The sequence below is a fragment of the Kitasatospora sp. NPDC048545 genome (genome assembly GCF_040651155.1).
Classification (GTDB): domain Bacteria; phylum Actinomycetota; class Actinomycetes; order Streptomycetales; family Streptomycetaceae; genus Kitasatospora.
The window spans coordinates 1-26,280 of sequence record NZ_JBEZIQ010000044.1 but is presented as its reverse complement, the minus strand read 5'-3'; the positions used below and the strand labels follow the sequence as shown (position 1 = coordinate 26,280).

The window sequence follows — 26,280 nt, the reverse complement described above, 5'->3', positions numbered from 1 at the left end:
CCTGCCCTCGAAGCCCTGTCGACGGAGACCGAAGCCATGAGCCCCGCACACCCCACGCCCGCCCCCACCACCGAGCTCGTCCGCGGGATCTGGTGCGAAGTCCTCGAACTGGACCGGGTCGACGACGAGGAGAGCTTCTTCGCCCTCAGCGGCAGGTCCGTGGACGCGCTCCGGCTGGTCAACCGGATCCGGAGCGTCTTCGGGCTGGCGATCAGCGTCCGGACCGTGATCGAGGCGCCGACGGTGTCCCGGCTGACGGAGGCCCTCCGGTCGGCGCCGCCCGCCCCGCCCCGGCCGAGCCTGACGGAGGGCGGCCGGGCCTGAGCGGCCGCCGACCGCAGACGAGCACCACCGACGGGGGAAACAGGAATGGACATCGATCACTTCGGCGCGCCCGGACGCTCCGGCCTGGGCCGCGCCTACCGCGAGCACCTGGCCCGCGAGGGGGTCCGGGCGGAGGACCTGACCCGGGAGGCCGACGGGAACCGGCTGCTGCGGATCACCTACCGCGGGCAGTTCCTCCCCGCGCCGCTCTTCCTCTCCGCCACCGAACGGGCCGCGCTGGCGAAGGACCTGGGCACGGTCTACCGCCTGCTGACCGAACTGCCCGAGCGCAGCTTCGACGGTGACCCGGGCGCCCTGGCCGAGGCCCTCGGCGTGACGGCCCCGCAGGCGCGGCTCGCCCGCCGTGCCGCGTCCGGGCCGCCGTCGACACGGCTGGCCCGCGCGGACCTGTTCCGCGCCGCCGAGGGCTTCCGGCTGCTGGAGCTGAACATCTCCAGCGCCCTCGGCGGGGCGAACAACGCCCTGCTCAACCGGGCCCTGCTCGGCCACCCGGCACTGGCCCGGTTCGCCGCCGACCACGGGCTCGGCTACGTCGACACCGTGCAGCACCTCGTCGCGACCGTCCGGGCCGAGTGCGGTCCGCCGCACGAGCGACCGGTGGTGGCGCTGGCCGACTGGCCGACGAGGTTCGCCGCGTACGAGCTGTGGCTGCATGTCTTCGCGTCGCTCCTGGACGAGGCGGGGATCGAGGCCGTGCCCTGCCACGTGGGGGAGCTGGTCGAGCACTCGGGCCGGCTGGAGGTCCACGGCCGGCCGGTGGACGCCGTGCTGCGGATGTTCCTGATCGAACAGGTCCGCACCCCGCAGGACGAGGCCCTGCTGGAGCCGCTGCTGCGCACCGTCGAGTCGGGCGCGGTCCGGCTGATCAGCCGACTGGACGCCGAGCTCTACGGCAACAAGGGCGCTCTGGCCCTGCTGTCCGACGACCGCCACCTCGACGTCCTCGACGCCGCCGAGCGCGCCTGCCTGGACCGCCTCCTGCCGTGGACCCGCTTCCTGCGGCCGCGGGTCCGCCTGCCGGACGGCTCGACGGGCGACGTGGAGGCCTACGCCCGGGCCGAGCAACGGAACCTCGTCCTCAAGCCGGTGCTCTCCCACAGCGGCATCGGCGTCGTGCCCGGCTGGACCGTCCCGCCCGCGGAGTGGCTCGACCGCGTCCGACGGGCGGTCGGCGGACCGTACGTCCTGCAGCGGCGGGTGACGCCGGTCCCCGACGTGTTCCCGGCGACGGACGGCGGCGAGCGGGCGTTCCACGTGAACTGGGGGGTGTTCGTCACCGACCCGTCGGTCACCGGCTCGGACGGGTACGGCGGCTGCTACCTGCGGGCGAGCACCGACCCGCAGGCCGGAGTGATCAAGGAGGCCGCGGGCGGGTGGGTCGGCTGCGTGTTCCACCAGGAGGCCTCCCCGGGCGGCGACGCGGCCGACCGGCACTGATCGGCCCGGGCAACCATTCGCATTTTATTCCCCCAACACGCCGAGATCTTCCCGTGATATCTCCGGACCCGCGCAACCCGCGCGATTCGCCCGAACTCGACCGGCCGGATCATGCCGGTTTGGCGGCGAAATTTGCTGGGTATCCGTCGCCACTCCCGGCCGACGCCGCCCACCAGCGCAAATCACGTCCGGCGCCGCCCGGCGTCGATCTCTCTTGACATGCCTATGCCCCGCAAATACGCTCCGATAAGGAGGTGAATCACGCCCGGAGGCCCCGGAAGTTGCCTCACTTTTGCCGCAGGTCGCCCCAACCGACTTACGGCCGCATTCGGGCAGAATAAACCACCGATTAACGTCCCCTGCGGTTTCCACTCGTCCTGTGAAGGTGAAATTGCTCAGCGAAGGGCGTTCGACCCCCACGACAGACAGTGCCGTACTGATCGCTCGCCGTTCCTGGAACATGACGGTGGAGACCGTCCGGATCGACCGGCTCCGGCCGGCCGACTCCCCCCGACTCGACGGCGAGGACCCCGACCACATCCGACTCCTGGCCGAATCCGACGCCGCCCTCCCGCCGATCCTGGTGCACCGCGGATCGATGCGGGTCATCGACGGGATGCACCGGCTGAGGGTGGCCCAGTCCCGCGGTGACTCCGAGGTACCCGTCAAGTACTTCGACGGCACCGAGTTGGAGGCGTTCATCCGCGCCGTCCAGCTGAACGTGACCCACGGACTGCCGCTCTCCCTCTCCGACCGCGAGTCCGCCGCCACCCGCATCCTCGCCTCCGGCGGCAGCTGGTCGGACCGGGCGATCGCCCGGATGACCGGCCTAAGCGCCCCCACCGTGGCCCGGATCCGAGCCCGCTCGCGACCCGACCACCGGCCCGAGGACCAGGCCAGGATCGGTCGCGACGGACGGGTCCGTCCCCTGAACAGCTCGGCCGGCCGGCTGCGCGCCGGCGAGATCATCAGTGCCGAGCCGCACCTGAGCCTGCGCGAGATCGCCAAGCGCGCCGGGATCTCCGTGGGGACCGCCCGGGACGTCCGCAACCGCCTCGGCCGCGGCGAGGGCCCCCTTCCGGCCAGGTTCCTACCCGGCTCGCGCCCGACCACCGGCGCCGCGGCCGGACCGCTCGACCGGACCGCGGCCCCCGCCACCGGCCCCGACCCGATGGACGGGTCCTACGTCTCCGACCTGACCAGCCTGCAGAAGGACCCGTCGCTGCGCCTGACCGGCAGCGGCCGGTTCCTGCTCCGCTGGCTCAGCTTCCACGCCATCAGCCAGGAGAAGCGCGCCAGTCTCATCAGATCGCTACCGGCCCACAACAAGGCCCGCATCGCCTACATGGCGAAATGCTGCAGCCGCTGGTGGGCCGAATTCGCCGACGACGTGGAACAACAGCAGGAGTGCCGGGACATTCCGAGGACCGGCTGACCCGGCCCGACGGGCGTCCGGAAACAGACCACCGCGCGGCTCCGAAGTCGGAGCCGCGCGGTGGTCGTCGTACGCGCGGTGCTCGTCGTACGCGCGGTGCTCGTCGTACGCGCGGCCGGCGTGAGGGTCGCCCGCGCCCGACGGCTCCCGCCACCCGGGGTCGACGGGCCCGTCCGCCTACTTGCGGCGGCTGAAGATCCGCTTCGCGGCGTAGATGATCCCGAAGATCAGGAGCGCGAAGAACAGCACGATCAGGATGATCACGACCAGCAGGAACTTGCCCAGCTTGGCGAAGAAGCCCTTCTTCTTCTTGTCGTCCTTGGCCGCGAGGTGCGCGGCGTCGGCGCTCGACGGGGCGACGGACGAGGCGACCGACCGGGCACCCTGGGCGGCGGTGCCCGCGGCCGGGGCGGCGGGGGCGGGCGCGGCGGCCGCGACGGTTCGGGGTGCGGCCACCGCCGTCGCGCTCGACGCCGCGGCGGTCAGGCCGACGGCGGCCAGCAGTGCCACCAGGGCGCCGGCTATCGAACGTGCGATCCGGTGAGTCATCGTGCTCCTCGTACGGGTTCGGGGCTGCGCGGGCGAGCCCGGTCAGCCAATTCTCATGGTCTGACCAGGTGGTTTTCTCATCCGCGCCTAGTATGCTCCACTGAAGTTCTACAGCGGTGTAAAAGTTTAGCGACGGGCCCCGCCCGGATCGGCTCCGGCCCCGAGCCACGCGAGCCCACCGCTCCGACGGGGGTTCCGTGGCAACTGTGGAGGATGACGACGTGCCTGGCCGCAAGGGTTCCCCTGACGCCGAAATTTCGCCGCGCCGGGCGGGCGGACGCCGGGCGGCGGGCCGAAACGCCGCTCCGAACCGGGGCGAGAAGGACACAGCAGACATAGCGGACGGCCGCCCGGCGGGCCGAGCGAAGAAGAAGCCCAAGCGCAGCACCAAGGAGAAGGTCCTCTGGGTGACCGCCGGCTGCACCGCGCTCGTGCTCCTCGGCGGCGGCGCCCTCTACTACCGCCTGAACAGCAACCTCTCCACCTTCGACCGCGACGCCGTCAGCAAGGACCGTCCGGACGCCGCGGCCCCCGACGCCCAGGGCCGTACCCCCGTGAACGTCCTGCTGATCGGCTCGGACAGCCGCGGCAACGGCAACAGCGACCTCGGCGGCGGCGGGGACGGCGGCGCCCGGTCGGACACCGCGATCCTGCTGCACGTCTACGCCGACCACAAGCACGCCGTCGGCATCTCGATCCCCCGCGACTCCCTGGTCACGATCCCGTCGTGCAAGCTGCCCAACGGCAAGTGGACCAAGGAACAGACCAATGCGATGTTCAACAGCGCCTTCTCGGTGGGCGACACCGCGCAGGGCAACCCGGCCTGCACCCAGAACGCCGTCGAGAAGCTCACCAACCTGCGCGTCGACCACACCATCGTGGTGGACTTCAACGGCTTCGCCTCGATGACCAAGGCGGTCGGCGGCGTCGAGGTCTGCCTGCCGAACGACATCCACGAGGGCGACCTCAACCCCAACCTGGGCCACAAGGGCAAACTGATCTTCGCCAAGGGCAAGCAGAAGGTCGAGGGCCAGGCCGCACTCGACTACGTCCGGGTCCGCCACGGCATCGGCGACGGCTCCGACATCGGCCGCACCAAGCGCCAGCAGGCCTTCCTGTCCTCCCTCATCAAGCAGGTCAAATCCCGCGGCATGGACCCGACCACCCTGCTGCCGCTCGCCGACGCGGCCACCAAGTCGCTGACCGTCGACCCCGACCTCGGCTCGGCCGCCAAGCTGCTCGACTTCACCATGTCCCTCAAGGACGTGGACCTGCACGACGTGAAGTTCCTGACCACGCCGTGGCGCTACGAAGGACCGCGGGTCGCCCTGGTCCACCCCGACGTGGACCAGCTGTGGGCCGCCCTCAAGGCCGACCGCACCATCGACGGCCAGGACGCGAGCGCACCCGCTGCCGGCTCCACCCCCACCGCCGAGGCCACGCCGACCCCGACCGCCACCCCGGACGCCAAGGCCGCCGAGATCAAGGTCTCCGTACTCAACGGCACCGGCGAGGCCGGGCTCGGCGGCAAGGCCGCGGAAGCCGTCAAGGGCGCCGGGTACACCGTCACCACCGTCGGCAACGCGACCGGCAAGGCCCGCACCACCACCGTCGTCGAGTACGGCACCGGCGAGCGCGGTTCGGCCGAGGCGGTCGCCAAGCTGTTCCCGGGCGCGAGCGTCCAGCCCGGCAGCCGCGGCATCAGCGTCGTCCTCGGCCACGACTTCGCCGCCGCCAACCCGGCGACCGCCGCCGCGGGCGCCACCCCGGCGCCGCTGCCCACCAGCGTCAGCGGCACCGCCCGCTCGGCGGACGACGACCCCTGCGCCAACGTCTCGTACGGCTGAGCCCGCGGGCCCACCCCGCGCACACGGCCCGCCCGTCACACGACGGCGGGGCGCACCCGGACCGACCGGTCCCGGGAACGCCCCGCCACCCGCACCCTCGACCGCGTCAGCGTCTCGCCCCGCAGGACGGGCAGAACGCGGCACCGTCCGGGACGTCCCGGTGGCAGCCCGTGCACTGGACGGGCTGTGCCAGGCGGAAGCCGCAGCCCGGACAGAACGGCGTGCCGTGCGTCTCGGTCCGGCACTGCGGGCAGACCAGCTGACGCGGCGTGTTGACGTCGAACCCGGCACCGGACTGCTGACCGGCCTTGTACGCACGGTCGGTGACCGCGTCGTTGAGGCCTCGGTGCTGCGCCGCCTGCGCCTCGGCCGCGGTGTCCGGCGCACAGTTGAAGCAGAGGCCCTGCGCCGGGTCGAAGCAGCGGCCGCAGACGTAGTGGGTGCACCGGGCGCAGCGGTTGAAGTGCGTCTGGGCGTTGGCGATCGCGCGCTGGAAGGCCTCGTCCCGCGAGGTGCCCCAGGTGTGGCCGGCCAGGCCGTCGGCGGCGTTGCTGATGGTGTTGGCGCTGCCGCCGATGAGGTTCCAGGCCGCGCTGACGCCCTTGCCTATCCATCCGGCCACCTGACCGGTCCGGAACGCCTCGAACGGTGAACGCCAGGTGTCCGAGCAGCGGTAGCAGTAGAACTCGAACTGGAAGCCCGCGCCGGTGCCGTGCTGCTCGCACAGGTCGCGGTAGTTGTTGCTGAAGTAGATCTCCGAACTCACGTCGTCCTCGGTCCGTGAAGTGGCCTGTCGGCGGTCGCTCCCAGGGACGACCGGGCGTCCCGAACGGTTCCTCCGCATTCCCCGGCCCGAACGCTCACATCCCCGACACCGGCAGCAGCAACACCCGTGCCGGGTCGAACCGTTCCCAGCACGCGGGCCGACCGCTGCGGCCGACCCGCAGGCGGCACCAGCGCCGTCCGGCCGCGTCCTGCCACCAGCCGCTGATCCGGCCGAGTGCCCAGCTGCCGTCGCCGAGGTCCACCTCCACCGGCTGGTACACCCACCGGACGTCGTGCTCCGCCGGGTCCACCCGGCCGTCCCGGGGCTCCGGAGCGTCCACGACCTCGTGGCCCTCCCGGGCCTCGCGGCCCTCCCGGTCGGTCCGACACTCCCCGTCGACCGGGCCCTCACGGCCGACCCGGTCCGCGGTCTCCCCGGCGCTCCGGGGACCGCACTGACTCTCCATCACGGCTCCGCCTCCCGACCCGGCCTCGGTCGCGGCGGTCACCCGGTGCGGGGCGGCCGTCGCGACCGGGGGTGCAGCACACCTCCTGGACTCTACAGGCGTGTAGAGAACGGCGGGAGGGGTTCCGCCGAAGCCGATCGACCCGATCCGGCCGTGGCAGGGCCGGACCGGGTCGGGTCGGGTCGGGTCGGGTCAGGATGATCAGGTCGGATCGGGTCAGGACGGATCAAGATGGACCGGGCCAGGACGGTCCCACCGGGTCCGGCCGCTTCGGGCCGGACCGTTCCGGCTCGGGCTCAGCGTCCCTTGCGGGCAGCCCGTCGACGCCGCCACAGCGCCACCGGCACGACCCCGGCCAGCGCGAGCGCCGCCGGCGCCGGCGGGGCCTCGACCGGGGCTCCGGCCGCCCCGGCCGGCACCTTGTCGAAGGTGTCCGGCACCGGCAGGGTGGACCAGTCCGACAGCGGCCACGCCACCACGAAGGCCCGGCCGACCACGTTGTCCACCGGCACGAAGCCGTCCCCGGTCACGTTGTGGTGCCAGCGGGAGTCCCGCGAGTTGTTGCGGTGGTCGCCCATCACCCAGAGCTTGCCCTTGGGCACGGTGATGGTGCCGACCGGGTCGTTGTCGCACGGCGTCGAACCGGGGAACAGGTACGGCTCGTCCAGCGCGACGCCGTTCACCTTCACCGGGCCGCCCGCGTCGCACTGCACGGTGTCCCCGCCGACCGCGATCACCCGCTTGATCAGGTCCTTCTCGTCCGCCGAGGGCATCAGACCGACGGTGCTCAGCGCCCTCTGGACGGAACCCGTGAAGGAGTCGCCGTAGGACGTCGGCGCGCCCTCCAGCCAGCCGCCCGGGTCGCGGAAGACCACCACCTCCCCGCGCTCGGGCTTCGCGCCGAACCACGGGGTGAGCTTGTCCACCAGCACCCGGTCGCCGATGGCCAGGGTCTGCTCCATAGAGCCGGAGGGAATGGAGAAGGCCTGCACGAAGAAGGTCTTGATCCCGAGCGAGAGCAGCAGGGCGATCACCAGCAGGATCGGCAGCTCCTGCCAGAACGGGCGCTTCTTCCGCGGCTGCTTCGTCCCCTTGTCCGGTTCCTCCCCCGCGACCGGCCCCGGGGCCGCACCGGGGGGCGTGACCGGGCCCGGGCCGGGGGCCGCGTTCGGGGCCGTGGCCGGGCCCGCACCCGCACCCGGGCCTGCCCGGCCGTCCCCGGCCCGGTCGCACTCCCCGGCTCCGCCGCTCTCGCCGGACTCCGCGCTCTGCTGCACACTCATTTCCTCGGCCCCTCCCGACGGCCCGACGGGAGTCACCACGAAGACCCCCTGTCAGGAACGAACCTACCGAACAGAGGTTCCCGGGCGCGCCCTGACGTGCATGCGCTCGCCCTGCGGCCCGAAGAGGCTGAGGAACTCCACCGGCTGCGACCCCGCGTTGCCGAACGCGTGCGGGGTGCGGGTGTCGAACTCGGCGGCCTCACCGGCCGTCAGCACCAGGTCGCGGGAGCCGAGCACCAGCCGCAGCCGGCCGGACAGCACGTACAACCACTCGTAGCCCTCGTGGACCTTCAGCTCCGGCTCGGGCTCGGTGTTCCGGCCGGGCGGCAGGATGTGCTTGAACGCGTGCATCCCGCCCAGGTGACGGGTGAGCGGAATGATCGTCTGACCGTTCCTGGTCACCGGGCGCGGGTGGATCCTCGGATCTCCGGTGGCCGGGGCGCCGACCAACTCGTCCAGCGGCACCCGGTACTCCCGGGCCAACGGCAACAACAGCTCCAGGGTCGGCTTGCGCTGTCCGGACTCCAGCCGGGACAGGGTGCTGAGCGAGATGCCGGTCGCGGCGGCCAGTTTGGCGAGCGTGGTGCCGCGCTCCCGCCGCAGGGCCCGCAGCCGGAGGCCCACCGTGGTGAGGACGTTCTCGAACTCTTCGTCGACCATGTCTGCCATGTGCCGGTACGGCAAGGGTGTTTGTCAATCCGGCACCTGGGTGAGGCCGCCTCCGCGCGCCCCTCCCGGCGGGGCTCTCCCGGCGCAGCCCACCCGGTCGAGCCCTCCCCCGTGGTCACCCGCCTCCGCACCCCGGCCGGCCGACCGGCCCCGGGAGCCTGGGAGCCCGGCACGACCGGTCAGGGCCGGCCGGACCGCCACACCAGGAACCCGTGCTCGTGCACCCACTGCCCGAACGGGTCGAACCAGTCGGTGAAGGCGAACAGCAGCACGCTCACCCCTCCGCCCAGCAGCAGGCCGATCGCCACCGCCGCCACCACGATCCGTACGACCGCCCGCACCACCCGGATCTCCTCCCTCGTCGGGTGGGAAGGCTGCCCGGCAACACCGGCGCTACCACCGAACGTCGTTGGAACGAGGCCGAGTTGTCACCGGCCGGTGAGGGTCCGCAACGGTCGGCACGGGGCCGGCAGGCCGGCGTCCGGCGGGCCGCCGGGCGGACATCCGGCAGGCGACGGGGCGGACGTCCGACAGGCGACGGTCAGCGGTGGCCGGGGCGTCCGGACTACCGGTACTCGCGCAGCCGGGGCCGCACCCCGATCGCGGTCAGGGCGAGCGCTACCGCCAGCGCGCCCGCCGCCAGGGCCGCTGTGGTGCCGTCCAGGTCGCCGTCGGTCTCGGCGACCGCCCGGTCCATCGCTCCGGAGTTGATCGCGATGGTGTCCCCGATCGCGTTGCCCAACTGCTCGAAGTCGTAGTTGGACTGCCCCTTCGAGAGCCCGGTGTCGAGCGTGACGGCTTCCTTGACCTTCCCCGCCGCGCGCAGCTCGCGGATCTTGCGGTCGGTCAGCTGGTACTGCTGGAAGGTGTCCAGCACGTGCTCGGCGGCGTCCCGCTCGCCGGGGAAGGTGATGTTGTGCAGTTCGCTGCCGAGGTAGCCGCCGAAGGGGATCACCGCGTGGTCGGCGCGGTGCCGCGCGGCGTCATCGGCCAGCCGGGTGTTGTAGTCCGCCAGGGTCGCGCCCTCGATGCGGGCGATCGCCTGGGTCTGCTCGACGAAGGTCTGCTCGTACGCGGCGGCGCGGGTCGGGTCGATGAGGTACCGGCTCTCGTCGGCGTTCATGTCGAACGCGACGGCGCGGGCCCGGCTGAGCGCTGCCACCGAGTCGTAGGCGTTGCTCTTGGCGGTCACCAGGTGGTCCTCGGCCCGGCCCGTCAGGTTCAGCCCGATCACCAGCGCCACGCCGGTCAGCAGCGTGACGGCGGCCAGCGCCGGGTTGACCACCCGGCGGAATCGCAGCGCCAGGGCCCGCTGGAGCCCCAGCAGCACGGAGAGTGTGACCAGGCCGACGGCGAGCAGCCACCACCGGCCGCTGCCCAGGGCATCGCGCTGCTGCTGGTAGACGCGTCCGACGGAGGCGTCGTTGGCGACGGTGACGCGGTCGGCCGCGGGCAGCAGCTGCTGGCGCAGCAGGTCGGTGGCCTGCCGGTAGGCCTCCAGTGCGGCCGGCGAGGGTTGGCCGGCGGGCGCCCCGGCCTGGTCCTCCAGCAGCTGCGCCCGGGCCACCAGGGCCTCGTAGCTGCCGAGCCGGTCGAGCACCAGTCGGACGGCACGTTGTCCGGCCGGGTCGTCGGCTGCCGCGCGGGCGACCTGCTGGAGGTCGTCGTCGGCCTGGGCGCGGCGCTGCTCGTAGGTGTCCAGGGTCTGCTTGCGCAGCGTCGTGTAGTCGGGGTCGGCGCCTACCAGGAGCAGGTCGGCAGCCTGGGCGTCCATGTCGCTGAGCGCGAAGTAGAGGTCGGCGGCGCGGGTGGCCTGTGGGGCGGCCCGGTGGCCGATGGCGTCGGTGCCGTCGCGGGCCCCGGCGAGCACGACGGTGGCGGTGGCGCCCAGGCCGAGCAGAGTGGCCAGGCTCAGCGCGGTGAGGCCGCGCACCAGGCGCGGGGTGGTCCAGTGCGCACGGCTGCCGACCGTCCGGAGGTGGCGGCCGAGGCCACCGAAACCGCCGGAACGGACCGGAGCGCCGGGCGGAGCGGGGTCCGCCCCCTCCGACGCCACCTCCGGGGCCTGTTCCTGCGAAGTGGCCGTCCTGCGCTCCGTGGAGGTCGTCATGACCGCACGTCCCTTTCCCCCGTGGCACGGTCTGCCGGGACGTCCGGACACCGGATGATCCGGGCACACCGGATGGACCGGGCGCGCACCGAACGGACCCGAACGCAGAACCGTTTCTCTCTGCCGCTCTCTCTTCCGCCGCGCGACACTAGTGCCGCGGCATCCGCCGCACGGCGCCCCTGACGCCTCCTTGACGCCGCCGGGCACTTTTCTTGACGTTTCCTTAGCGACCGGCTCCGGTGCCCGGCGATCACCGGACCGCGCCGGACGCGTCCGACACCCCGCCACCGCGAGGCCGACCACAGCCCCGACCTCGACCTCGACCTCGACCTCGACCTCGACCTCGACCGGACGTCAACAGCGCCCGGGGCGCCCGGCGTTCGTCCAGGTGAAGCAATTACGCAGCTCCGCCCGCGCCACTACGCTACGTGTCATGACTTCTTCGGAGAGGGCCCCAGGGCGGGGCACGGCGGTGGTGATCGGCGGCGGGCTGGCCGGCCTGGTGGCGGCGTGGGCGCTGCGCGGCCACGCCGAGCGGATCGTCGTGGTGGAGCGGGACCGCTACCCGGCGGAAGCCGCGTTCCGGGCGGGGGTGCCGCAGGGCCGGCACGCGCACCTGGTGCTGGAGGCCGGGCACCGGGCGCTCGAGGAGATGATGCCCGGGATCAAGCAGGAACTGATGGCCGCGGGCGCGCTGCGGGTGACCACCTCGGAGGTCAAGTGGCTCAGCTCCGCCGGGTGGATGGCGGAGTACCCGGCACGGATGGCCTTCCTCTCGTGCACGCGCCCGGTGTTGGACCAGCTCGTCCTGGAGCGGGTCCGCACCGAGTCCACGATCGAGTTCCTGGAGGGCACCGACGTGGTCGGCCTGCTCGGCTCGGCCGCGGCGGTGACCGGGGTGAAGGTCCGCGAGCGGGGCCCGGAACGCGGTGACGTCCGCGACGTCCACGCCGAGTTGGTGGTGGACGCGGCGGGCCGCTCGACCTCGGTTCCGACGTGGCTGACGGAACTGGGCTGCCGCCCGGTGCCCGAGGAGCGGGTCGACGCGGGCGTCGCCTACACCTCCCGGCTGTTCCACCGCCCGGCCGGCGTCGACCTCGGCGGCCAGGCGGTCTACCTGCAGACCAAGGCCCCGGACGCGCCCCGGATGGGCGTCCTGCTCCCGGTCGAGGGCGACCGCTGGATCGTCAGCCTCGCCGGGATGCGCGGCGCCGAACCGGAGCCGGGCGAGGAGGGCTTCACCAAGCACCTGACCGGACTGCGCGACCCGCTGCTCCGCGAGGCACTGCGGAACGCCGAGCCGGCGGGCGAGGTGCGCGGCTTCCTCCCCGGCCCGGGCGTGCGGCGACACTACGAACGCAGTTCCCCGGACGGGCTGGTGGTGGTCGGCGACGCCGCCAGCACCTTCAACCCGGTGTACGGCCAGGGGGTCACCGTCGCCCTGTTCTGCGCCCAGGCACTGCGCCGCACCGCGCTGCGCCACGGCGGGATCGGCCACGCCGCGGCCCGGGACGCACGGCGTGCCGTCGCCGCGGCGTCCAAGAACCCGTGGGTGATGTCCAGCTCCGAGGACGCCCGCTTCGCCTCCACCACGGGCGCGCCGTCCGGCACCCTGCTCAAGCTCCAGCACCGATTCCTGGACAAGGTGCTGACCGGCGCCACCCGCGACCCGCTGGTCACCGCGGCCTTCCACGAGGTGATGTCCCTGGTGGAACCGCCCACCCTGCTGTTCCGCCCGTCGGTGCTCAGCGCGGTCCTGCGGGGCTGAGCCGGGCCGCCGGTTCGGATCCACCGGCCGCACCGGTCGGAGCAGTTGCCGGGCCGGTCGGAGCAGTTTCCGCGCCGGCAGTGCCGGCCGGGCCGGGCGGACCAGCCTGGTCGGCCGAGCCGGGCGGGCCAGTTGCCGGGACGAGCGAGCCGGTGCACCCTCCAACCCTCGCGGCCCGGCGCGCTGTTGTACCGTCCAACCATGATCGGCTCCGTCCCGGTACGCCTTGCGACCTTCAACGTCCTGCACGGGCGGCAGCTCCTGGACGACGGCCGCCAGGCGACGCAGGCCTCCGACACCGTCACCGTGCACCCGCTCGTCGACGCCGTCGCGTCCCTGGACGCCGACGTGGTGGCGTTACAGGAGCTCGACCGCTTCCAGCTGCGGTCGGGCCGGGTGGACCAGGCCCGGGCCCTCGCCGAGGCGACCGGCGCCGTGGACTGGCGCTACGCCTCGGCGTTCCACGCCCGTGCGGTGCCGGGCCGGAGCTGGGCCCGCGACCGGTCCGAACCGGGAATGCGGGTGTACGGCCCGCCGGGCACGGGGCACGACGGAGGGGCTCCCTCGCACGGCATCGCGCTGCTGTCCAGGCTGCCGGTCCTGAGCTGGCGGGCCCGGCGGTTCGGCGCGCCTCCGGTCGCCGTGCCGCTGCCGGTGGCCGGGCGGGCGGGCCTCACGGTGATCCGCGACCATCCGCGCGTGGCACTGGCCGCCGTCCTGCGGGGGCCGCGCGGCCCGTTCACGGCGGTGGCGCTGCACCTGTCCTTCGTCCCGGGCTGGAACGTGCGCCAACTCCTCGCCGTGCAGGGCTGGATCGCCGGCCTGCCCCGGCCGCATCTCCTGCTGGGCGACTTCAACATCGTCGGCGCCGTTCCCGCGGCCACCCTCGGCGCAGCCGGGCTCCTCCCCTCGTCGAGGCCCTCGACGCCCCGGTCCGCCGTCCCGCCCACGCGGTCCGGCTGGCGCCGGCTGGCCCGCGTCCGCACCTTTCCGTCGCACCGCCCACTGGTGCAGCTCGACCACGTCCTCGCCGCCGGGCTCGGCGCGCACCAGCCGGTTTCGGTGCGGGCGCCCAGGATGCCGATCTCGGACCACCGGCCCGTGGTGGTCGAGCTGGACCTGTGATCCCGTCGAGGTGCGGCCCGCCCTGTCCCACCCGACGACCGGCCTCGCCCGGCCCGTCCGCCGGGCGCGCGGGAGGGCCCCCGTCCACCGGGCGCGCGGGAGCGCCCGTCAGCGGTGGCCCAGCACGTTGACCACCCGTCCGCTGGGGTCGCGGACGAAGAACCGCCGCACGCCCCACTCCTCGTCCTGCAAGGGGTGGACGATCTCCGCACCGCTCTCCCGCACGGCCGCGTAGGCCGCGTCCACGTCGTCCACCTCGACGCTCAGGTCGGGGACGACCGACGCGGTCCTGTCCTCGGCCATGACGCTGATCTGCGCCGCCGGGCTGGACGGGGAGGCGAGCGTCATGATCCAGCCGTGGTTCATGACCTCCTCGAAGCCCAGCAGGCCGTAGAACTCCCGGCTCTCCTGCACGGCCTGCGACCGGATGTTGGGCACGACACGGCGAACGGCCATCGACGACTCCAGACGAAAGCGAACCTGTCCTGTCCCCCAGGAGTACCAGGGCGACCCGCCCCGGGGCGCATCACCCGGATACGTACCCCCGACGACTTCCCTGGTTCACCGACGCCGAGGACTGATCCCTGCCACTCGCAACACAGGTAGCTGCTCGACCCGCCCGGGTGTCGGGTGGGCGACGGCTCCGCTACCGGTTTCGGTCCGGTGCCGCCCTGTCGGGCCGGCCGGGGTGACGACGGCGAACCCGCCGGCCGGCAGACCATGCGGCCTGCCTCCCGATCCGTCCCGGATCCCCCGCAGCACGACCACTGGGCCGCGGTTCCGCGCACCGCGAACCGCGAACCGCATGCGTCGCGCTTGCGTGCCTCCGCGCGAGTGGGACTCGGAGTCGTAGGGATTCTCGCCACCTCACTTGTCGGAACCCTGACAGCAAGTCTGCTGATCCGATGAAAGGAATCCATTCGTGTCACCTGAGAGAATCCCGCAGGGAATCCCACGCCGCGTCCTGGCCACCGGCGTCTCGCTCTGTCTGGCCTCGGCGTCGCTCGCGCTCCTACCTGCCCAGGCCCGGGCGGGCGACGCCCCGGCTGCAGCGCGGTCGAACCGGGCGGTGTCCCTCGCGCCGTTGACCGTCGTCGACGCGACCGGATCGGCCATGAGCACCGGTGGCAGGGAGCCCTCCATCACGGTCGACCCCTCCAATCCAAACCGGATCGCCATCACCCGGTTCGACACGACGTGGAACGGCGGCACCGCCGCCGATCTGCTCTACTCCGTCGACGGTGGCAGCACCTGGACCAACTACGCGTCCATCCCCCCACCGCCCGGCCTCGCCGACGCCGGCGCCCTCGCACCGGCCGACCAGAGCATCGACTTCGGCCGCGACGGAACGCTCTACGGCGCCTTCCTCACCTGCACGCTCAACACCGCCATGAACGGCTGCACCGGCGCCAGGGTGGTCACCGGCTCGACCAGCGACCCGACCAGCCCCGCCTCCTGGGCCTGGAGACCCGACGCCACCACCGGCACACAGATCACCAGCGGCAACCGGGTCTTCGCCGACCAGCCCTGGCTGCGGGTGAACCGCGACCGGGACCACGCGGACCAGGACGACGTCTACGTCTCGTACGAGGACCTCCGCAGCACGCCCGCAGAGGCGCGCGTCGCGGTCTCCCACAACGCCCACCCGGTGAACATCACCCAGGACCAGTCGCCGGGCCCCGTCGTCACCGACACCAACACCAGCGGGGCCATCCGTCTTGCGACCGACCCGAGGAACGGCGCGGTCTACGCCCTCTTCCAGACCCAGACCACCCCCGGGACCCTCGGCGATCCGCAGAACATCACCTACCGGATCAACCGGTCGACCGACGGCGGGGCGACCTGGCCGCTGGGCCCGACGGGGCAGGGCCTCGCCGTGGCCACGGCCGACACCCACCAGGGCGTCACGTACAAGTTCGGCACGGTCAACGCGCTGCTCGGCGGCATCGACCACGCCGCCGTCGACCCGTCCAACGGCGACGTGTACGTGGCCTACGGCGCGGACGTCTCGGGCAACAACCAGATCAGGATGCGACGGCTCACCGACGACGGCCACGGCAGCCTCACCGTCGGTACGGAATACAACGTGTCCGCCTCGACCAACGCGGCGCTCCCCTCGGTCGCGGTGCTCGACGACGGCACGGTCGGTGTCCTGTACACCACCTACGAGGGCATGAACGGCAACGGCTTCCCGACCTTCGCCGCGCATCTCGCCAGGAGCGTCGACCACGGCGTCACCTTCACCGACCAGGTCCTGAGGACGTTCCAGTCGGACTTCACCAACGACGGCACCGCGTACCAACGCGTCCTCGGCGACTACCAGGTCCTCAGAGCGGTCGGCAACCGCTTCTACGGCGCGTTCCCCGGCAACGACAACGGGGCGACCCCGCCCCTGCCGGCGCCGCCGATCCACGCGATGTTCTTCACGACCGTCCCGCAGACCACCACGACCACGTCGGCCTCCTCGGCCAACCCCTCGGTGTACGGCCAGCCGGTGACCTTCACCGCGACGGTCGCGCCCGTACCCGACGGCGGCACGGTGAGCTTCCGGGTCGACGGCAGCCCGCTCGGCGGACCGGTACCGGTGGACACCACGACCGGGCAGGCGACCTCGGCCGCCATCGCCACCCTGAGCCCGGGCCCGCACACCGTGGACGCCGTCTACGGGGGCAACGGTGACTTCGCGTCCAGTACCGCCACGACGCTCGTCCAGACGGTCAACCAGGCGCCGGTCACCACGACCCTGGTGTCCTCCGGCCCGTCGACAGCCGGCCAGAACGTCACCTTCACCGACACGGTCTGCCCCGCCGGCGGGAGCGCCGACCCGGCGACCCCGCCCAGCGGAACGGTGACCTTCCGCGACGGCGGCACGCCGCTCGGCACCGGAACGCTGTCGCCGGGCGGTGGCACCAACTGCGCCCAGACCCGGTTCGGCTGGGCCGACCTGCTCCCCGGAACGCACACCGTCACGGCCCAGTACAGCGGCGACGGCAACTACCTGGCGGGCCCGCTGGAGTCCGTCACGCAGACGGTCGGCTGCACCCGGACCATCACCGGGTCCGTCGCGGGCACGGTGGTCGCGGGCAGCGGCAGCACCTGCATCGTCGATGCCACGGTCAGCGGCACGGTGCAAGGTGCCTCCGGTGGCGCGCTGTTCGTCAGCAACTCCACGGTCAAGGGCAGCATCCTGTCCTCTGACGGCACCCGGCTCGGAGTCTGCGGCAGCACGATCACCGGTTCGGTCGCCGTCTCCCACGCCACCGGCTTCGTGGTGATCGGGGACCCGGGCGACGACGGTTGCGCGGGCAACCGGATCACCGGCCTGGTGTCACTGGCCGACAACCACAGCGGCGCCGAACTCATCGCCAACCACATCGGCGGCTCGGTCCAGGTGCAGGGCACGACCGGTACCGGCCCCTTCCCCGAGGACGACCGCGCCGAGATCGAGGGCAACACCATCCTCGGTTCGCTCTCCTGCTCCGGCAACGTCCCGCCACCGACCAACGGCGGACACCCCAACACCGTGACCGGCATCCGGACGGGCCAGTGCGCGAACCTCTGACCCCGAACTGAACCATGGAGAGGGACGGTTGCGTGGGAGGTCGGCCCGACTGGCCTCCCACGCCACGTCCGTCAGGCACTCCAGCCGATCGGCTTCCGCTCGACACCATCGAAAGACCCGCATGGTGTCCCAGGTCCGACGAACACCGCGAGGGTCCGACGAACGCCGCGAGAAGTGCACCCAACCCGCCCTGCCCCGAGACCGGAACCGGCCCCGGACGGGGCGCCGTCGGTGGTGTGGCGTTCGGTCGTCATGGTTAGAAGTACCCCTCGCGCTTGCGGTCCTCCATGGCGGCCTCGGACATCTTGTCGTCGGCCCGGGTGGCACCGCGCTCGGTGAGGCGGCTGGCGGCGATCTCGGCGATCACGTCCGCGATCGCGACGGCGTCGGAGTCGACGGTGCCGGTGCCGGTGCCGGTGCAGGACATGTCGCCGACCGTGCGGTAGCGCACCGGGCGGGTCTGGGTCGGCTCGTTCTCCTTGGGGCCGCCCCACTCGCTGGCGGTGAGCCACATGCCGCCCCGGGAGAACACCTCGCGTTCGTGGGCGTAGTAGATCTCCGGGAGCTCGATCTTCTCCCGCTCGATGTACTGCAGACGTCCAGCTCGGTCCAGTTGGAGAGCGGGAAGACCCGGACGTGCTCGCCGACGGCGTGCTTGCCGTTGTAGAGGTTCCACAGTTCGGGGCGCTGGCGGCGCGGGTCCCAGGCGCCGAACTCGTCGCGCAGCGAGAAGACGCGCTCCTTGGCGCGGGCCTTCTCCTCGTCGCGGCGGCCGCCGCCGAAGACGGCGTCGAAGCGGTTGCTCTCGATCGCGTCCGCGAGCCTCCGTCAAGACAACCGCAGCCTACCGATCGCCGGCGCTGGCCACCGCCTCCGGGGCTGATGACGGCGCGGGCACGAGCCAGACTGGCAGTGCGTGGTCCACGGGTTGCGAGCGCTTCAGGGCTGATGAACAGGCGACAGGCTCCTGCACCATCCGCCGTCGCGGGCGCGACCGGGCGGGCCGGGGCGAGTGTCGGCACTTTCGCCCCGGTCCGCTCGTGGCGGCGGATGGGCTCAGTCCCGCGCCTCCAGGTACGTCAGGATCGCGCGGGCGATCTTCGCCACGGGTTGCGAGTCCATCAGGCCGTGGTGGGTGGCGTCCAGGTGGAGGTCGGTGATCGTGCCGTCGGTGTGCGGGGCCCAGGCCGAGGACGACGGGGTGCCCTCGGGCCGCTGCCTGGTAGCGGTGAAGAAGAGCACGTCCCCGGTGAAGCGGGCCGGCTCGAAGGAGCGCATCATCGCGACGTGCCGCTCCCATGCCTCACCCATGGCGAGGAGGTCCTGCGCCGAGAAGGAATTGAAGGAGCTCTCGACGAGTATCCGGATGACCTGTTCCCGGGTGAGCGGCGCCCCGCCGGGCGTGCCGTCCGGAGTACCGGCGGGTGCCTGGAACATCTGGAGGAATACCGCGAGGGTCTCCTGCTCGTCCCGTTCGGTGCCCTTGACCGTGTAGTCGGCGTACGGGTAGGCGTCGAGGATCGCAAGCAGGGAGACCTCCTCGCCCATCGCCTCCAGCGCGGTGGCCATGGCCTGGACGACGAGGCCGCCGAAGGAGTGGCCGAGCAGGTGGTAGGGCCCCTGCGGCTGGACCTCGCGGATGAGGGCGACATAGTCCGCCGCCATCTCCTCGACGGTCGCGGGCAGGCCGTCGGAGCGGGTCAGGCTGCGGGCCTGGAGGGCGTAGACGGGTCGGTCCGGCAGGTAGGGCAGGAAGCGGCTGTAGCCGAGGCCGACGCCGTAGCCCGCGTGAACGCAGAACAGCGGTGGCAGGGTGCCCCCACGACGCAGTGGCATCAGCTCGGCGAACTTCTCGCCCGACTCGGCGCCGGTCGCCAGCCGTTCGGAGAGCGCGGCCACGCTGGGGGCCTCGAACACGTCGCGCAGGGCGAGTTCCTGGTCCAGGCTCGCCCGGATGCGGCCGACGAGGCGGGTGGCCAGCAGGGAGTGGCCGCCGAGTTCGAAGAAGCTGTCGTCCACGCCGACCCTCGGCAGGCCGAGTACCTCCGCGAAGAGCGTCGCCAGCACCTCCTCCTGCGGGGTGCTCGGCTCACGGCCCGCACTGACGGGGCTCTCGGGGGCGGGCAGGGCTCGACGGTCGAGCTTGCCGTTGCCGGTCAGTGGGAGTTCGTCGATCACCACGAGCGCGGAGGGGACCATGTACTCGGGCAGGCGCTCGGCGAGATACCTCCGCAGCGCGTCGGTCGCCACCTCCCCCGCCGGGACGAGGTAGCCGACGAGGCGCTTGACTCCCGGCGTGTCCTCGCGGACGACGACCGCCGCCCGGCCGACCGCTGGGTGGGCGGCCAGGACGGCCTCGATCCCGCCCGGCTCGATCCGGAAACCGCGCAGCTTGACCTGCGTGTCCGCGCGGCCCGCGTACTCCAGCAGGCCGTCCGTGGACCGGCGCGCCAGGTCGCCGGTGCGATACATGCGCGCGCCGTCGGGGGCGAACGGGTCCGCGACGAACCGCTCGGCGGTGAGGCCCGGGCGTCCGGCGTAGCCGCGGGCCACGCCGGCGCCGGCCAGGTAGAGCTCTCCGACGCAGCCGGCGGGCACCGGGCGCAGGCCCGCATCGAGGACGTAGGCCCGCATGTCGTCCAGGGGGCGGCCGATCGGCAGGGCGTCCGAGGGTGCTGCGGAGACGGCGTGGGTGGCGGCGAAGGTCGTGGTCTCGGTGGGGCCGTAGCCGTTGACGACGGCGGTGCCGGGGCAGGCCGCGAGCACCTGGCCGACGGCGACGGGGGAGACCACGTCGCCGCCGGTCCAGACCTGGGCGACGCCGCGCAGGCAGCCGGGCTCCTCCTCGGCGACCAGGGCGAACAGTCCCGCCGTCAGCCACAGCGCGGTGACGCCGTGCTCGCCCACCATCCGCCGCACCGTGGACGCGGTGACCTCGCCCGCCGGGGCGAGGACCGCGCAACGACCGCCCAGCAGCGGCGCCCACAGCTCGAACGTCGACGCGTCGAAGGAGTGCGGCGAGTGCACCAGCACCCGCTCGAACGCCTCCCCGGCGAAGCGGGAGTCGGTGGCGAGCGCCACGACGTCGCGGTGGGTGACCGCGACGCCCTTCGGGCGGCCGGTGGACCCCGAGGTGTACATCACGTACGCCAACTGGCTCGGGTCGCACGGGCTCTGCGGCGCGTCGGTGCGCTGCTCCGTGCCGACCCGGACCACCGGGAGGCCCAGCTGCACCGCCTCCGCGCCGAGCGCCACGTCCGTGACGACCAGCGCGGCGCCGGTCTCGGCGACGATCGCCTCGCGGTGCGCCAGCGGGTACCTGGCGTCCAGCGGGACGAAGCAGCCGCCCGCCTTGAGGATGCCGAGGAGGGCCACGACAAGCTCGGGTGAGCGCTCCATGAGCACGGCGACGGCGCGCTCCGCCGTCACCCCCTCCGAACGCAGGCGCCAGGCCAGGGCGTTGGCGCGGGCGTCGAGCTCCGCGTACGTCCACGTCACACCGCCGTCGCCGACGAGCGCGACCGCGTCGGGCGCGCGTGTCGCCTGGGCGGCGAACAGCTCGGGCACGGAGCCGAGGCGGCGTTCGCGCGCGGTGCCGTTCCCGGCGTCCACGGCCTGCCGCGTCTCAGCCTCGTCGAGGACCGGCACGGTGGCGAGCGCCGTACCCGGCTCGTTCTCCAGGGCGTCGACCAGCGCGTCGAGTGTCGTGTGGAGCAGTCGGCAGACCCGTTCCGCCTCGATCGGGGCGAGGGCCTGGGCCGTGAGCCGGAAGCCCTTGCCGAGGTCGTCGACGGAGACCGTGAGCGGGTAGTTGGTGCGCTCCCGGCTCAGCAGCAACTCGATGCCCGCCGGCCCCTCCGGGCGACCGGACTCTCCCTCCCCACCGCTGTGACGGTAGTTCAGCAGCGAGGTGAACAGCGGAGCGGTGCCGTCGATGCCACTCGCGCGCTGCGCGAGGGTGAGCGGCGCGTGCTCGTGCACGAGCAGGTCCGCGAGCTGCCCGCGCATCGCCGCGAGCGCGTCGGTGACGCTGACGCCCGCGGTGCGGGCCCGGACGGGGAGGGTGTTGATGAAGAGCCCGGGGACCCGGTCCGCACCGGAGCCGCCGTTCATGCGGCCGAACAGGACGGTGCCGAAGACCACGTCCTCCCGGTTGGAGGTCGCGGCGGCCACGCGGGCCCAGGCGACGTGGAACACCGTCGCCGGGCTGACGCCGAGGCGGCGGGCCTGGCGGCGCAGCCGCCGGGCGAGCGGGTCGGCGAGGTGCAGCCGGGCCTCGGCGACCTCGGCCGCGTCGCCGCGCACGTCGAGCAGGCCGAACGGGGCGGTCGGCTCGGTGACGTCGCCGAGCAACTCGGCGAAGAACCGCTCGTGCTCCTCGCGGGTGACGCGCAGCCGGGCCTGGGCGACGAAGTTGCGGAACGGGATCGGGGTCGGGAGGCTGTCGCCCTCCCCGGCCAGGACGGCCTGGATCTCGGCGAGCAGGACCTCCATCGCGGTGTGGTCGGTGGTGAGGTGGTGGCGCTGCAGCAGCATCAGCCAGCGGCCGTCGCCGGACGGGTCGGCGGCGACGTGGGCGCGCATGAGGGGCGCGGCGCCGAGGTCCATGGACGAGGGGCACGCGGCGTGCAGTTCGGCCACCGGGTCGCCGGAGCCGGTGAGTTCGAGGACGGTGACGGGGATCCGCGCCGTGCGGGCGACGACCTGCACGGGCTCGGGCAGGCCCTCCCACACGACCGCCGTGCGCAGCACGTCGTGGCGGTCGACGACCGTCTGGAGGGCGCCGAGGAAGCCGTGCAGGCGGGTAAGGGAGTCGAACGCGAGGACCGTCGGGAGCACGTAGACGTCGTGCCCGCCCGCGTTCATCAGGTGGTGGAAGAAGATTCCCTCCTGGAGCGGCGCCAGCGGGTAGACGTCGGCGATGTTGGCGGTACCGCCGGGGAAGAGGGAGACGATCCGGTCCAGCTCCGGCTGCGTCAGGGACGCCAGCGGGAGCATGTCCGGCGTCAGCTCGGTCGCGTCGGCCGGGATCAGGTTGGGCGGCACCGCGACCTCGGCGACCGTCGCCGTGCCGGCGAGCCCGGCCACCGTGGGGGTGGAGAACAGGGCCCGGACGTTGATCTGGACGCCGCGTGCGCGCAGCTTCTCCGCGAGGGAGACGGCCAGCAGCGAGTGGCCGCCGAGCTCGAAGAAGTCGTCGTCCACGCCGACGCGTTCGACGCCGAGGACCTGTGCGAAGACCTCGCAGAGGACCTCCTCACGCGTACCGGACGGCGCCCGGTACCCGGCGGCGGCGGTGAACTCCGGAGCGGGCAGCTCCCGGCGGTCCAGCTTGCCGTTGACGGTCAGCGGCAGCGCATCCAGCAGCACGACGGCGGCCGGGACCATGTAGTCCGGCAGCGACTCGGCGGCGTGGCGGCGCAGCTCGGCCGGGTCGGGCAGGGCCGGAACAGCGGCGGGGACGACGTAGGCGACCAGGCGCTTGTCTCCGGGCACGTCCTCGCGGACAAGAGCGGTGGCCTGGGCGACGGAGGGGTGTGCGGCGAGCGCGTTCTCCACCTCGCCCAGCTCGATGCGGAAGCCGCGGATCTTGACCTGGTCGTCGGCACGGCCGACGAACTCCAGCTCGCCGTCGCGGTTCCACAGCGCCACGTCGCCGGTGCGGTACATGCGCTCACCGGGCGTCGTGCCGTAGGGGTCGGCGACGAAGCGGTCGGCCGTCAGGGCCGGGCGGCCGAGGTAGCCGCGGGCCAGGCCGGCGCCGGCGACGTAGAGTTCGCCGGCCGTCCCGGGCGGGCACAGCCGCAGCGACGGGTCGAGCACGTAGACGCGCAGGTCCGGGATGGCGCGGCCGATGACGCTGCCGGTGGCTGCGCCGCCGACCAGCGCGGCGTCCAGCTCGGCGTAGCTGACGTGCACCGTGGTCTCGGTGATGCCGTACATGTTGACCAGCACCGGGGCGTCGTCGCGGTGGCGCGCGTACCAGGAGCGCAGGCGCGGCAGGTCCAGCGCCTCGCCGCCGAAGACGACACCGCGCAGCCGCAGCCGGGCGCCGAGCTCCGGGTCCTGGGCGTCCGCCTGCATCAGCTGGTAGAAGGCGGACGGGGTCTGGTTGAGGATCGTCACCCGCTCGCGGACCAGCAGCGCGTGGAAGTCGGCGGGCGCGCGGGAAATGTCGGAGGGGACCACGACGAGGCGGCCGCCGACGAGCAGGGCGCCCCACAGCTCCCACACTGAGAAGTCGAACGCGAAGGAGTGGAACCACGTCCACACGTCCTTGGCGGTGAAGCCGAACCAGCCGTCGGTGGCGCCGAAGAGGCGGGCCACGTTGCCGTGCGGGATCAGCACGCCCTTGGGACGGCCGGTGGAGCCGGAGGTGTAGATCACGTAGGCGGGGTGCTCGGGGAGCAGCCGGCCGCGTCGCTCGTCCGCCGTCAGGTCGGCGTCGGAGACGGCCGCGAGCAGCTGCCGCGTCTCGGGGTCGTCCAGGACCAGGCACTCCCCGGGCGTCTCACCGCTGCCCGCGGTGGTGAGGGTCAGCAGCGGGCGGGCGTCGTCGAGCATGTAGGCGATGCGGTCGGCCGGGTAGTCCGGGTCGATCGGCAGGTAGGCGCCGCCGGCCTTGAGGACGGCGAGCAGGGCGACTACCAGCTCGGCCGAGCGCGGCATGGCGACGGCGACCAGCGTCTCCGGTCCGACGCCGCGGTCGGCCAGGAGGCGGGCGAGGCGGTTGGCCCGCGCGTTGAGCTCGGCGTAGGTGAGCTCGACGCGGTCGGCACCGGTGCTGTCGAAGGAGACGGCCACGTTCCCGGGTGTACGCGCTGCTTGCGCCTCGAAGAGCTCGGGGAGGGGGGCGACGGGTATACGGACGGGCTGCTTGGTCCACTCCGCCAGCATGCGCTCCCGCAGCGCGTCGTCGAGCACGTCGACGGCGTGCAGGGAGGTGTGCGGCGCGGTCTCCAGTGCGGTCACCAGGCCCTCGACGGCGGTGCCGAGCAGCGTGCAGACGAGCGCCGCGTCGATGGGCGCGACGGCGATCACGGAGAGGTTGAGCGCGGTGCCGTGGTCGTCCACGGAGACGGTGAGCGGGTAGTTGGTGCGGTCCTCGCCGTGTTCGAGACCGATGCCGAGGTCGGCGACAGGCTCGTCGCTGTGGCCGCGCCCGTGGCGGTAGTTGAGCAGGGCGGTGAACAGCGGTGCGGGGGCGGCGATGCCGCTGGCGCGCTGGGCCAGCGCGAGCGGGGCGTGCTCGTGGACCAGGAGGTCCGCGAGCTGCCCGCGCATCGCGCCGACCGCGTCGGCGACGGTGTGCGCGGCGGTGTCGAGGCGCACGGGGAGCGTGTTGATGAACAGGCCCGGCACCCGGTCGGCGCCGCTGCCGGCGTTCATCCGGCCGAAGAGCAGCGTGCCGAACACGACGTCGTCACGGTTGGCGGTCGCGGCCACCACGCGGGCGAACGCCACGTGGAACAGCGTGGCCGGGCTCACCCCCAGCTCGCGTGCCTGCTCCCTTACCCGGGCCGCCAGTTCGGGGGCGAGCGGGAGGCGGGCACGGTCGACCGCGCTGCCGTCGCCGCGCACGTCCAGCAGCCCGAACGGCGCGGACGGCTCCGCCACGTCGCCGAGCACGCCGGCGAAGTAGCGCTCGTGCTCCTCGCGGGAGAGGCCGAGCCTGGCCTGCGCGACGAAGTCGCGGAACGGTAGCGGCGCGGGCAGGCTGCCGGCCTCGCCCTCCAGCACCGCCCGGATCTCGGACATCAGCACGTCGAGGGCGGTGTGATCGTTGATCAGGTGGTGCCGCTGGAGTGCCAGCAGCCAGCGCCCGCTGCCGGGTTCGGCCGCGACGAAGGCGCGCAGCAGCGGAGCGGTGCCGATGTCCATGCGGGCCGGGCAGACGGCATGCAGCTCGGCCACCGGGTCCTGCTCGCCGCTCAGCTCGACCGTCTCGACGGGCAGCTCGGCCCGGCGGGCGACGACCTGCACCGGCTCGGGCAGGCCCTGCCAGAAGAACGCGGTGCGCAGGATATCGTGACGGTCGATCACGAACAGCAGCGCGCCGAGGAACGCGTCGAGGCGCTCGCGCGAGTCGAAGGTGAGCAGCGACGGCAGGACGTAGGGGTCCTGGCCGTCGGTGGCGAGCAGGTGGTGGAAGAAGATGCCTTCCTGGAGCGGGGCGAGGGGGTAGACGTCGGCGATGTCGGCCGCGCCGCCGGGGAAGGCGGAGACGATGCGGTCGATCTCGGTCGGGGTGAGCGAGACGAGCGGCAACATGTCCGGAGTGAGGTGCGTGGCGTCGGCCGGGATGAGGTTCGGCGGCACCACGACGGTGCGGGACTGTCCTGCCTGGGTCGCGGCGGCGAGCCGGGCCGGGGTCGGCGAGGTGAACAGCGTCCGCACGTCCACCGGGACGCCCCGGGCGCGCAGCTTCTCCACGAGCGAGACGGCGAGCAGCGAGTGGCCGCCGAGCTCGAAGAAGTCGTCGTCCACGCCCGCCCGTTCGGTGGCCAGCACCTCGGCGAAGACCTCACAGACGACCTGCTCGCGCTCGGTGCCGGGCGCGCGGTAGACGCTCGCGAGGGAGGTGAACTCCGGCGCGGGCAGCGCCCGGCGGTCCAGCTTGCCGTTGACCGTCCGTGGCAGGACGTCCAGCGCCACGATCGCCGCCGGGACCATGAAGTCGGGCAGCACGGCGGCGAGATCGGTCCGGACGGAGGCCGCGTCGAACCCGGGTTCGGGCACAACGTAGCCAACCAGGCGCTTGTCGCCCGGCACGTCCTCACGGACGACCACGGCGCCGTGCGCGATGAGCGGATGGGCGACCACCTGGGCTTCGATCTCGCCGAGTTCGATGCGGTAGCCACGGATCTTGACCTGGTCGTCGGTGCGGCCCAGGTACTCGATGTTCCCGTCCGCCCGCC

At 73.0% G+C, this 26,280-nt stretch carries 16 protein-coding genes and 1 pseudogene; 7 read left to right on the top strand and 10 right to left on the bottom strand.

Annotated elements, in window-relative coordinates; all coding sequences use genetic code 11:
• Nucleotides 1-36 precede the first annotated feature (36 nt).
• From AB0D10_RS32750 to AB0D10_RS32740, 3 genes are all read left to right on the top strand, one after another.
• Nucleotides 37-324, top strand: a complete 288-nt coding sequence (locus AB0D10_RS32750) for an acyl carrier protein (protein WP_360262598.1) — start codon at nt 37-39, stop codon at nt 322-324.
• 45 nt (nt 325-369) lie between these two features.
• The gene (locus AB0D10_RS32745) at nt 370-1,782 is read left to right on the top strand and encodes a hypothetical protein (protein WP_360262597.1); all 1,413 of its coding nucleotides are present in this window, start codon (nt 370-372) and stop codon (nt 1,780-1,782) included.
• A 460-nt stretch (nt 1,783-2,242) separates the two neighbouring features.
• Entirely contained in the window at nt 2,243-3,217 is a 975-nt protein-coding gene (locus tag AB0D10_RS32740) for a ParB N-terminal domain-containing protein (protein WP_360262596.1), read from the top strand.
• Nucleotides 3,218-3,394: 177 nt separating this feature from the next.
• Here AB0D10_RS32740 and AB0D10_RS32735 read toward each other — a convergent pair whose 3' ends face one another.
• Complete coding sequence (locus AB0D10_RS32735) at nt 3,395-3,766, bottom strand: hypothetical protein (RefSeq protein WP_360262595.1); 372 nt, start codon at nt 3,764-3,766, stop codon at nt 3,395-3,397.
• Nucleotides 3,767-3,987: 221 nt separating this feature from the next.
• Between AB0D10_RS32735 and AB0D10_RS32730 the strand changes: the two genes are divergently transcribed.
• Nucleotides 3,988-5,613, top strand: coding sequence for an LCP family protein (locus tag AB0D10_RS32730; protein ID WP_360262594.1), 1,626 nt, complete (start codon nt 3,988-3,990; stop codon nt 5,611-5,613).
• Nucleotides 5,614-5,719: 106 nt separating this feature from the next.
• Here the strand turns inward: AB0D10_RS32730 and AB0D10_RS32725 are convergent, their stop codons facing one another.
• The 6 genes from AB0D10_RS32725 to AB0D10_RS32700 all read right to left on the bottom strand — a co-directional run bounded on the left by AB0D10_RS32725 (nt 5,720) and on the right by AB0D10_RS32700 (nt 10,907).
• Complete coding sequence (locus tag AB0D10_RS32725; RefSeq protein ID WP_360262593.1) at nt 5,720-6,379, bottom strand: zinc ribbon domain-containing protein; 660 nt, start codon at nt 6,377-6,379, stop codon at nt 5,720-5,722.
• Between the two features lie 94 nt (nt 6,380-6,473).
• Nucleotides 6,474-6,848 (bottom strand): hypothetical protein, encoded by a 375-nt coding sequence (locus AB0D10_RS32720; RefSeq protein ID WP_360262592.1) that lies wholly within the window; start codon nt 6,846-6,848, stop codon nt 6,474-6,476.
• Between the two features lie 293 nt (nt 6,849-7,141).
• A complete protein-coding gene (gene lepB, locus AB0D10_RS32715; RefSeq protein ID WP_360262591.1) occupies nt 7,142-8,128 on the bottom strand; it encodes a signal peptidase I in 987 nt (328 codons plus the stop codon).
• 63 nt (nt 8,129-8,191) lie between these two features.
• Nucleotides 8,192-8,788, bottom strand: a complete 597-nt coding sequence (locus AB0D10_RS32710) for an XRE family transcriptional regulator (protein WP_360262639.1) — start codon at nt 8,786-8,788, stop codon at nt 8,192-8,194.
• Between the two features lie 188 nt (nt 8,789-8,976).
• A complete protein-coding gene (locus AB0D10_RS32705; protein ID WP_360262590.1) occupies nt 8,977-9,141 on the bottom strand; it encodes a hypothetical protein in 165 nt (54 codons plus the stop codon).
• Between the two features lie 221 nt (nt 9,142-9,362).
• The gene (locus AB0D10_RS32700) at nt 9,363-10,907 is read right to left on the bottom strand and encodes a hypothetical protein (protein ID WP_360262589.1); all 1,545 of its coding nucleotides are present in this window, start codon (nt 10,905-10,907) and stop codon (nt 9,363-9,365) included.
• A gap of 433 nt (nt 10,908-11,340) precedes the next feature.
• Here AB0D10_RS32700 and AB0D10_RS32695 point away from each other — a divergent pair, with 433 nt between their 5' ends.
• Nucleotides 11,341-12,675 (top strand): FAD-dependent monooxygenase, encoded by a 1,335-nt coding sequence (locus AB0D10_RS32695; RefSeq protein WP_360262588.1) that lies wholly within the window; start codon nt 11,341-11,343, stop codon nt 12,673-12,675.
• A gap of 201 nt (nt 12,676-12,876) precedes the next feature.
• Nucleotides 12,877-13,800 carry an endonuclease/exonuclease/phosphatase family protein gene (locus tag AB0D10_RS32690; RefSeq protein ID WP_360262587.1) on the top strand — a complete coding sequence of 308 codons (924 nt, stop codon included), beginning with the start codon at nt 12,877-12,879 and terminating at the stop codon, nt 13,798-13,800.
• Between the two features lie 108 nt (nt 13,801-13,908).
• On the opposite strand, the gene AB0D10_RS32685 is transcribed toward AB0D10_RS32690, so the two are convergent.
• Nucleotides 13,909-14,256 (bottom strand): VOC family protein, encoded by a 348-nt coding sequence (locus AB0D10_RS32685; protein ID WP_360262586.1) that lies wholly within the window; start codon nt 14,254-14,256, stop codon nt 13,909-13,911.
• A gap of 466 nt (nt 14,257-14,722) precedes the next feature.
• Here AB0D10_RS32685 and AB0D10_RS32680 point away from each other — a divergent pair, with 466 nt between their 5' ends.
• Nucleotides 14,723-17,362 carry an Ig-like domain-containing protein gene (locus tag AB0D10_RS32680; protein WP_360262585.1) on the top strand — a complete coding sequence of 880 codons (2,640 nt, stop codon included), beginning with the start codon at nt 14,723-14,725 and terminating at the stop codon, nt 17,360-17,362.
• 256 nt (nt 17,363-17,618) lie between these two features.
• Here the strand turns inward: AB0D10_RS32680 and cysD are convergent.
• Both cysD and AB0D10_RS32670 read right to left on the bottom strand, forming a co-directional pair.
• Nucleotides 17,619-18,178 (bottom strand): annotated as a pseudogene (gene cysD, locus AB0D10_RS32675) (sulfate adenylyltransferase subunit CysD); the annotation flags it as partial.
• 240 nt (nt 18,179-18,418) lie between these two features.
• The gene (locus tag AB0D10_RS32670; RefSeq protein WP_360262638.1) at nt 18,419-26,263 is read right to left on the bottom strand and encodes an amino acid adenylation domain-containing protein; all 7,845 of its coding nucleotides are present in this window, start codon (nt 26,261-26,263) and stop codon (nt 18,419-18,421) included.
• Nucleotides 26,264-26,280 lie beyond the last annotated feature (17 nt).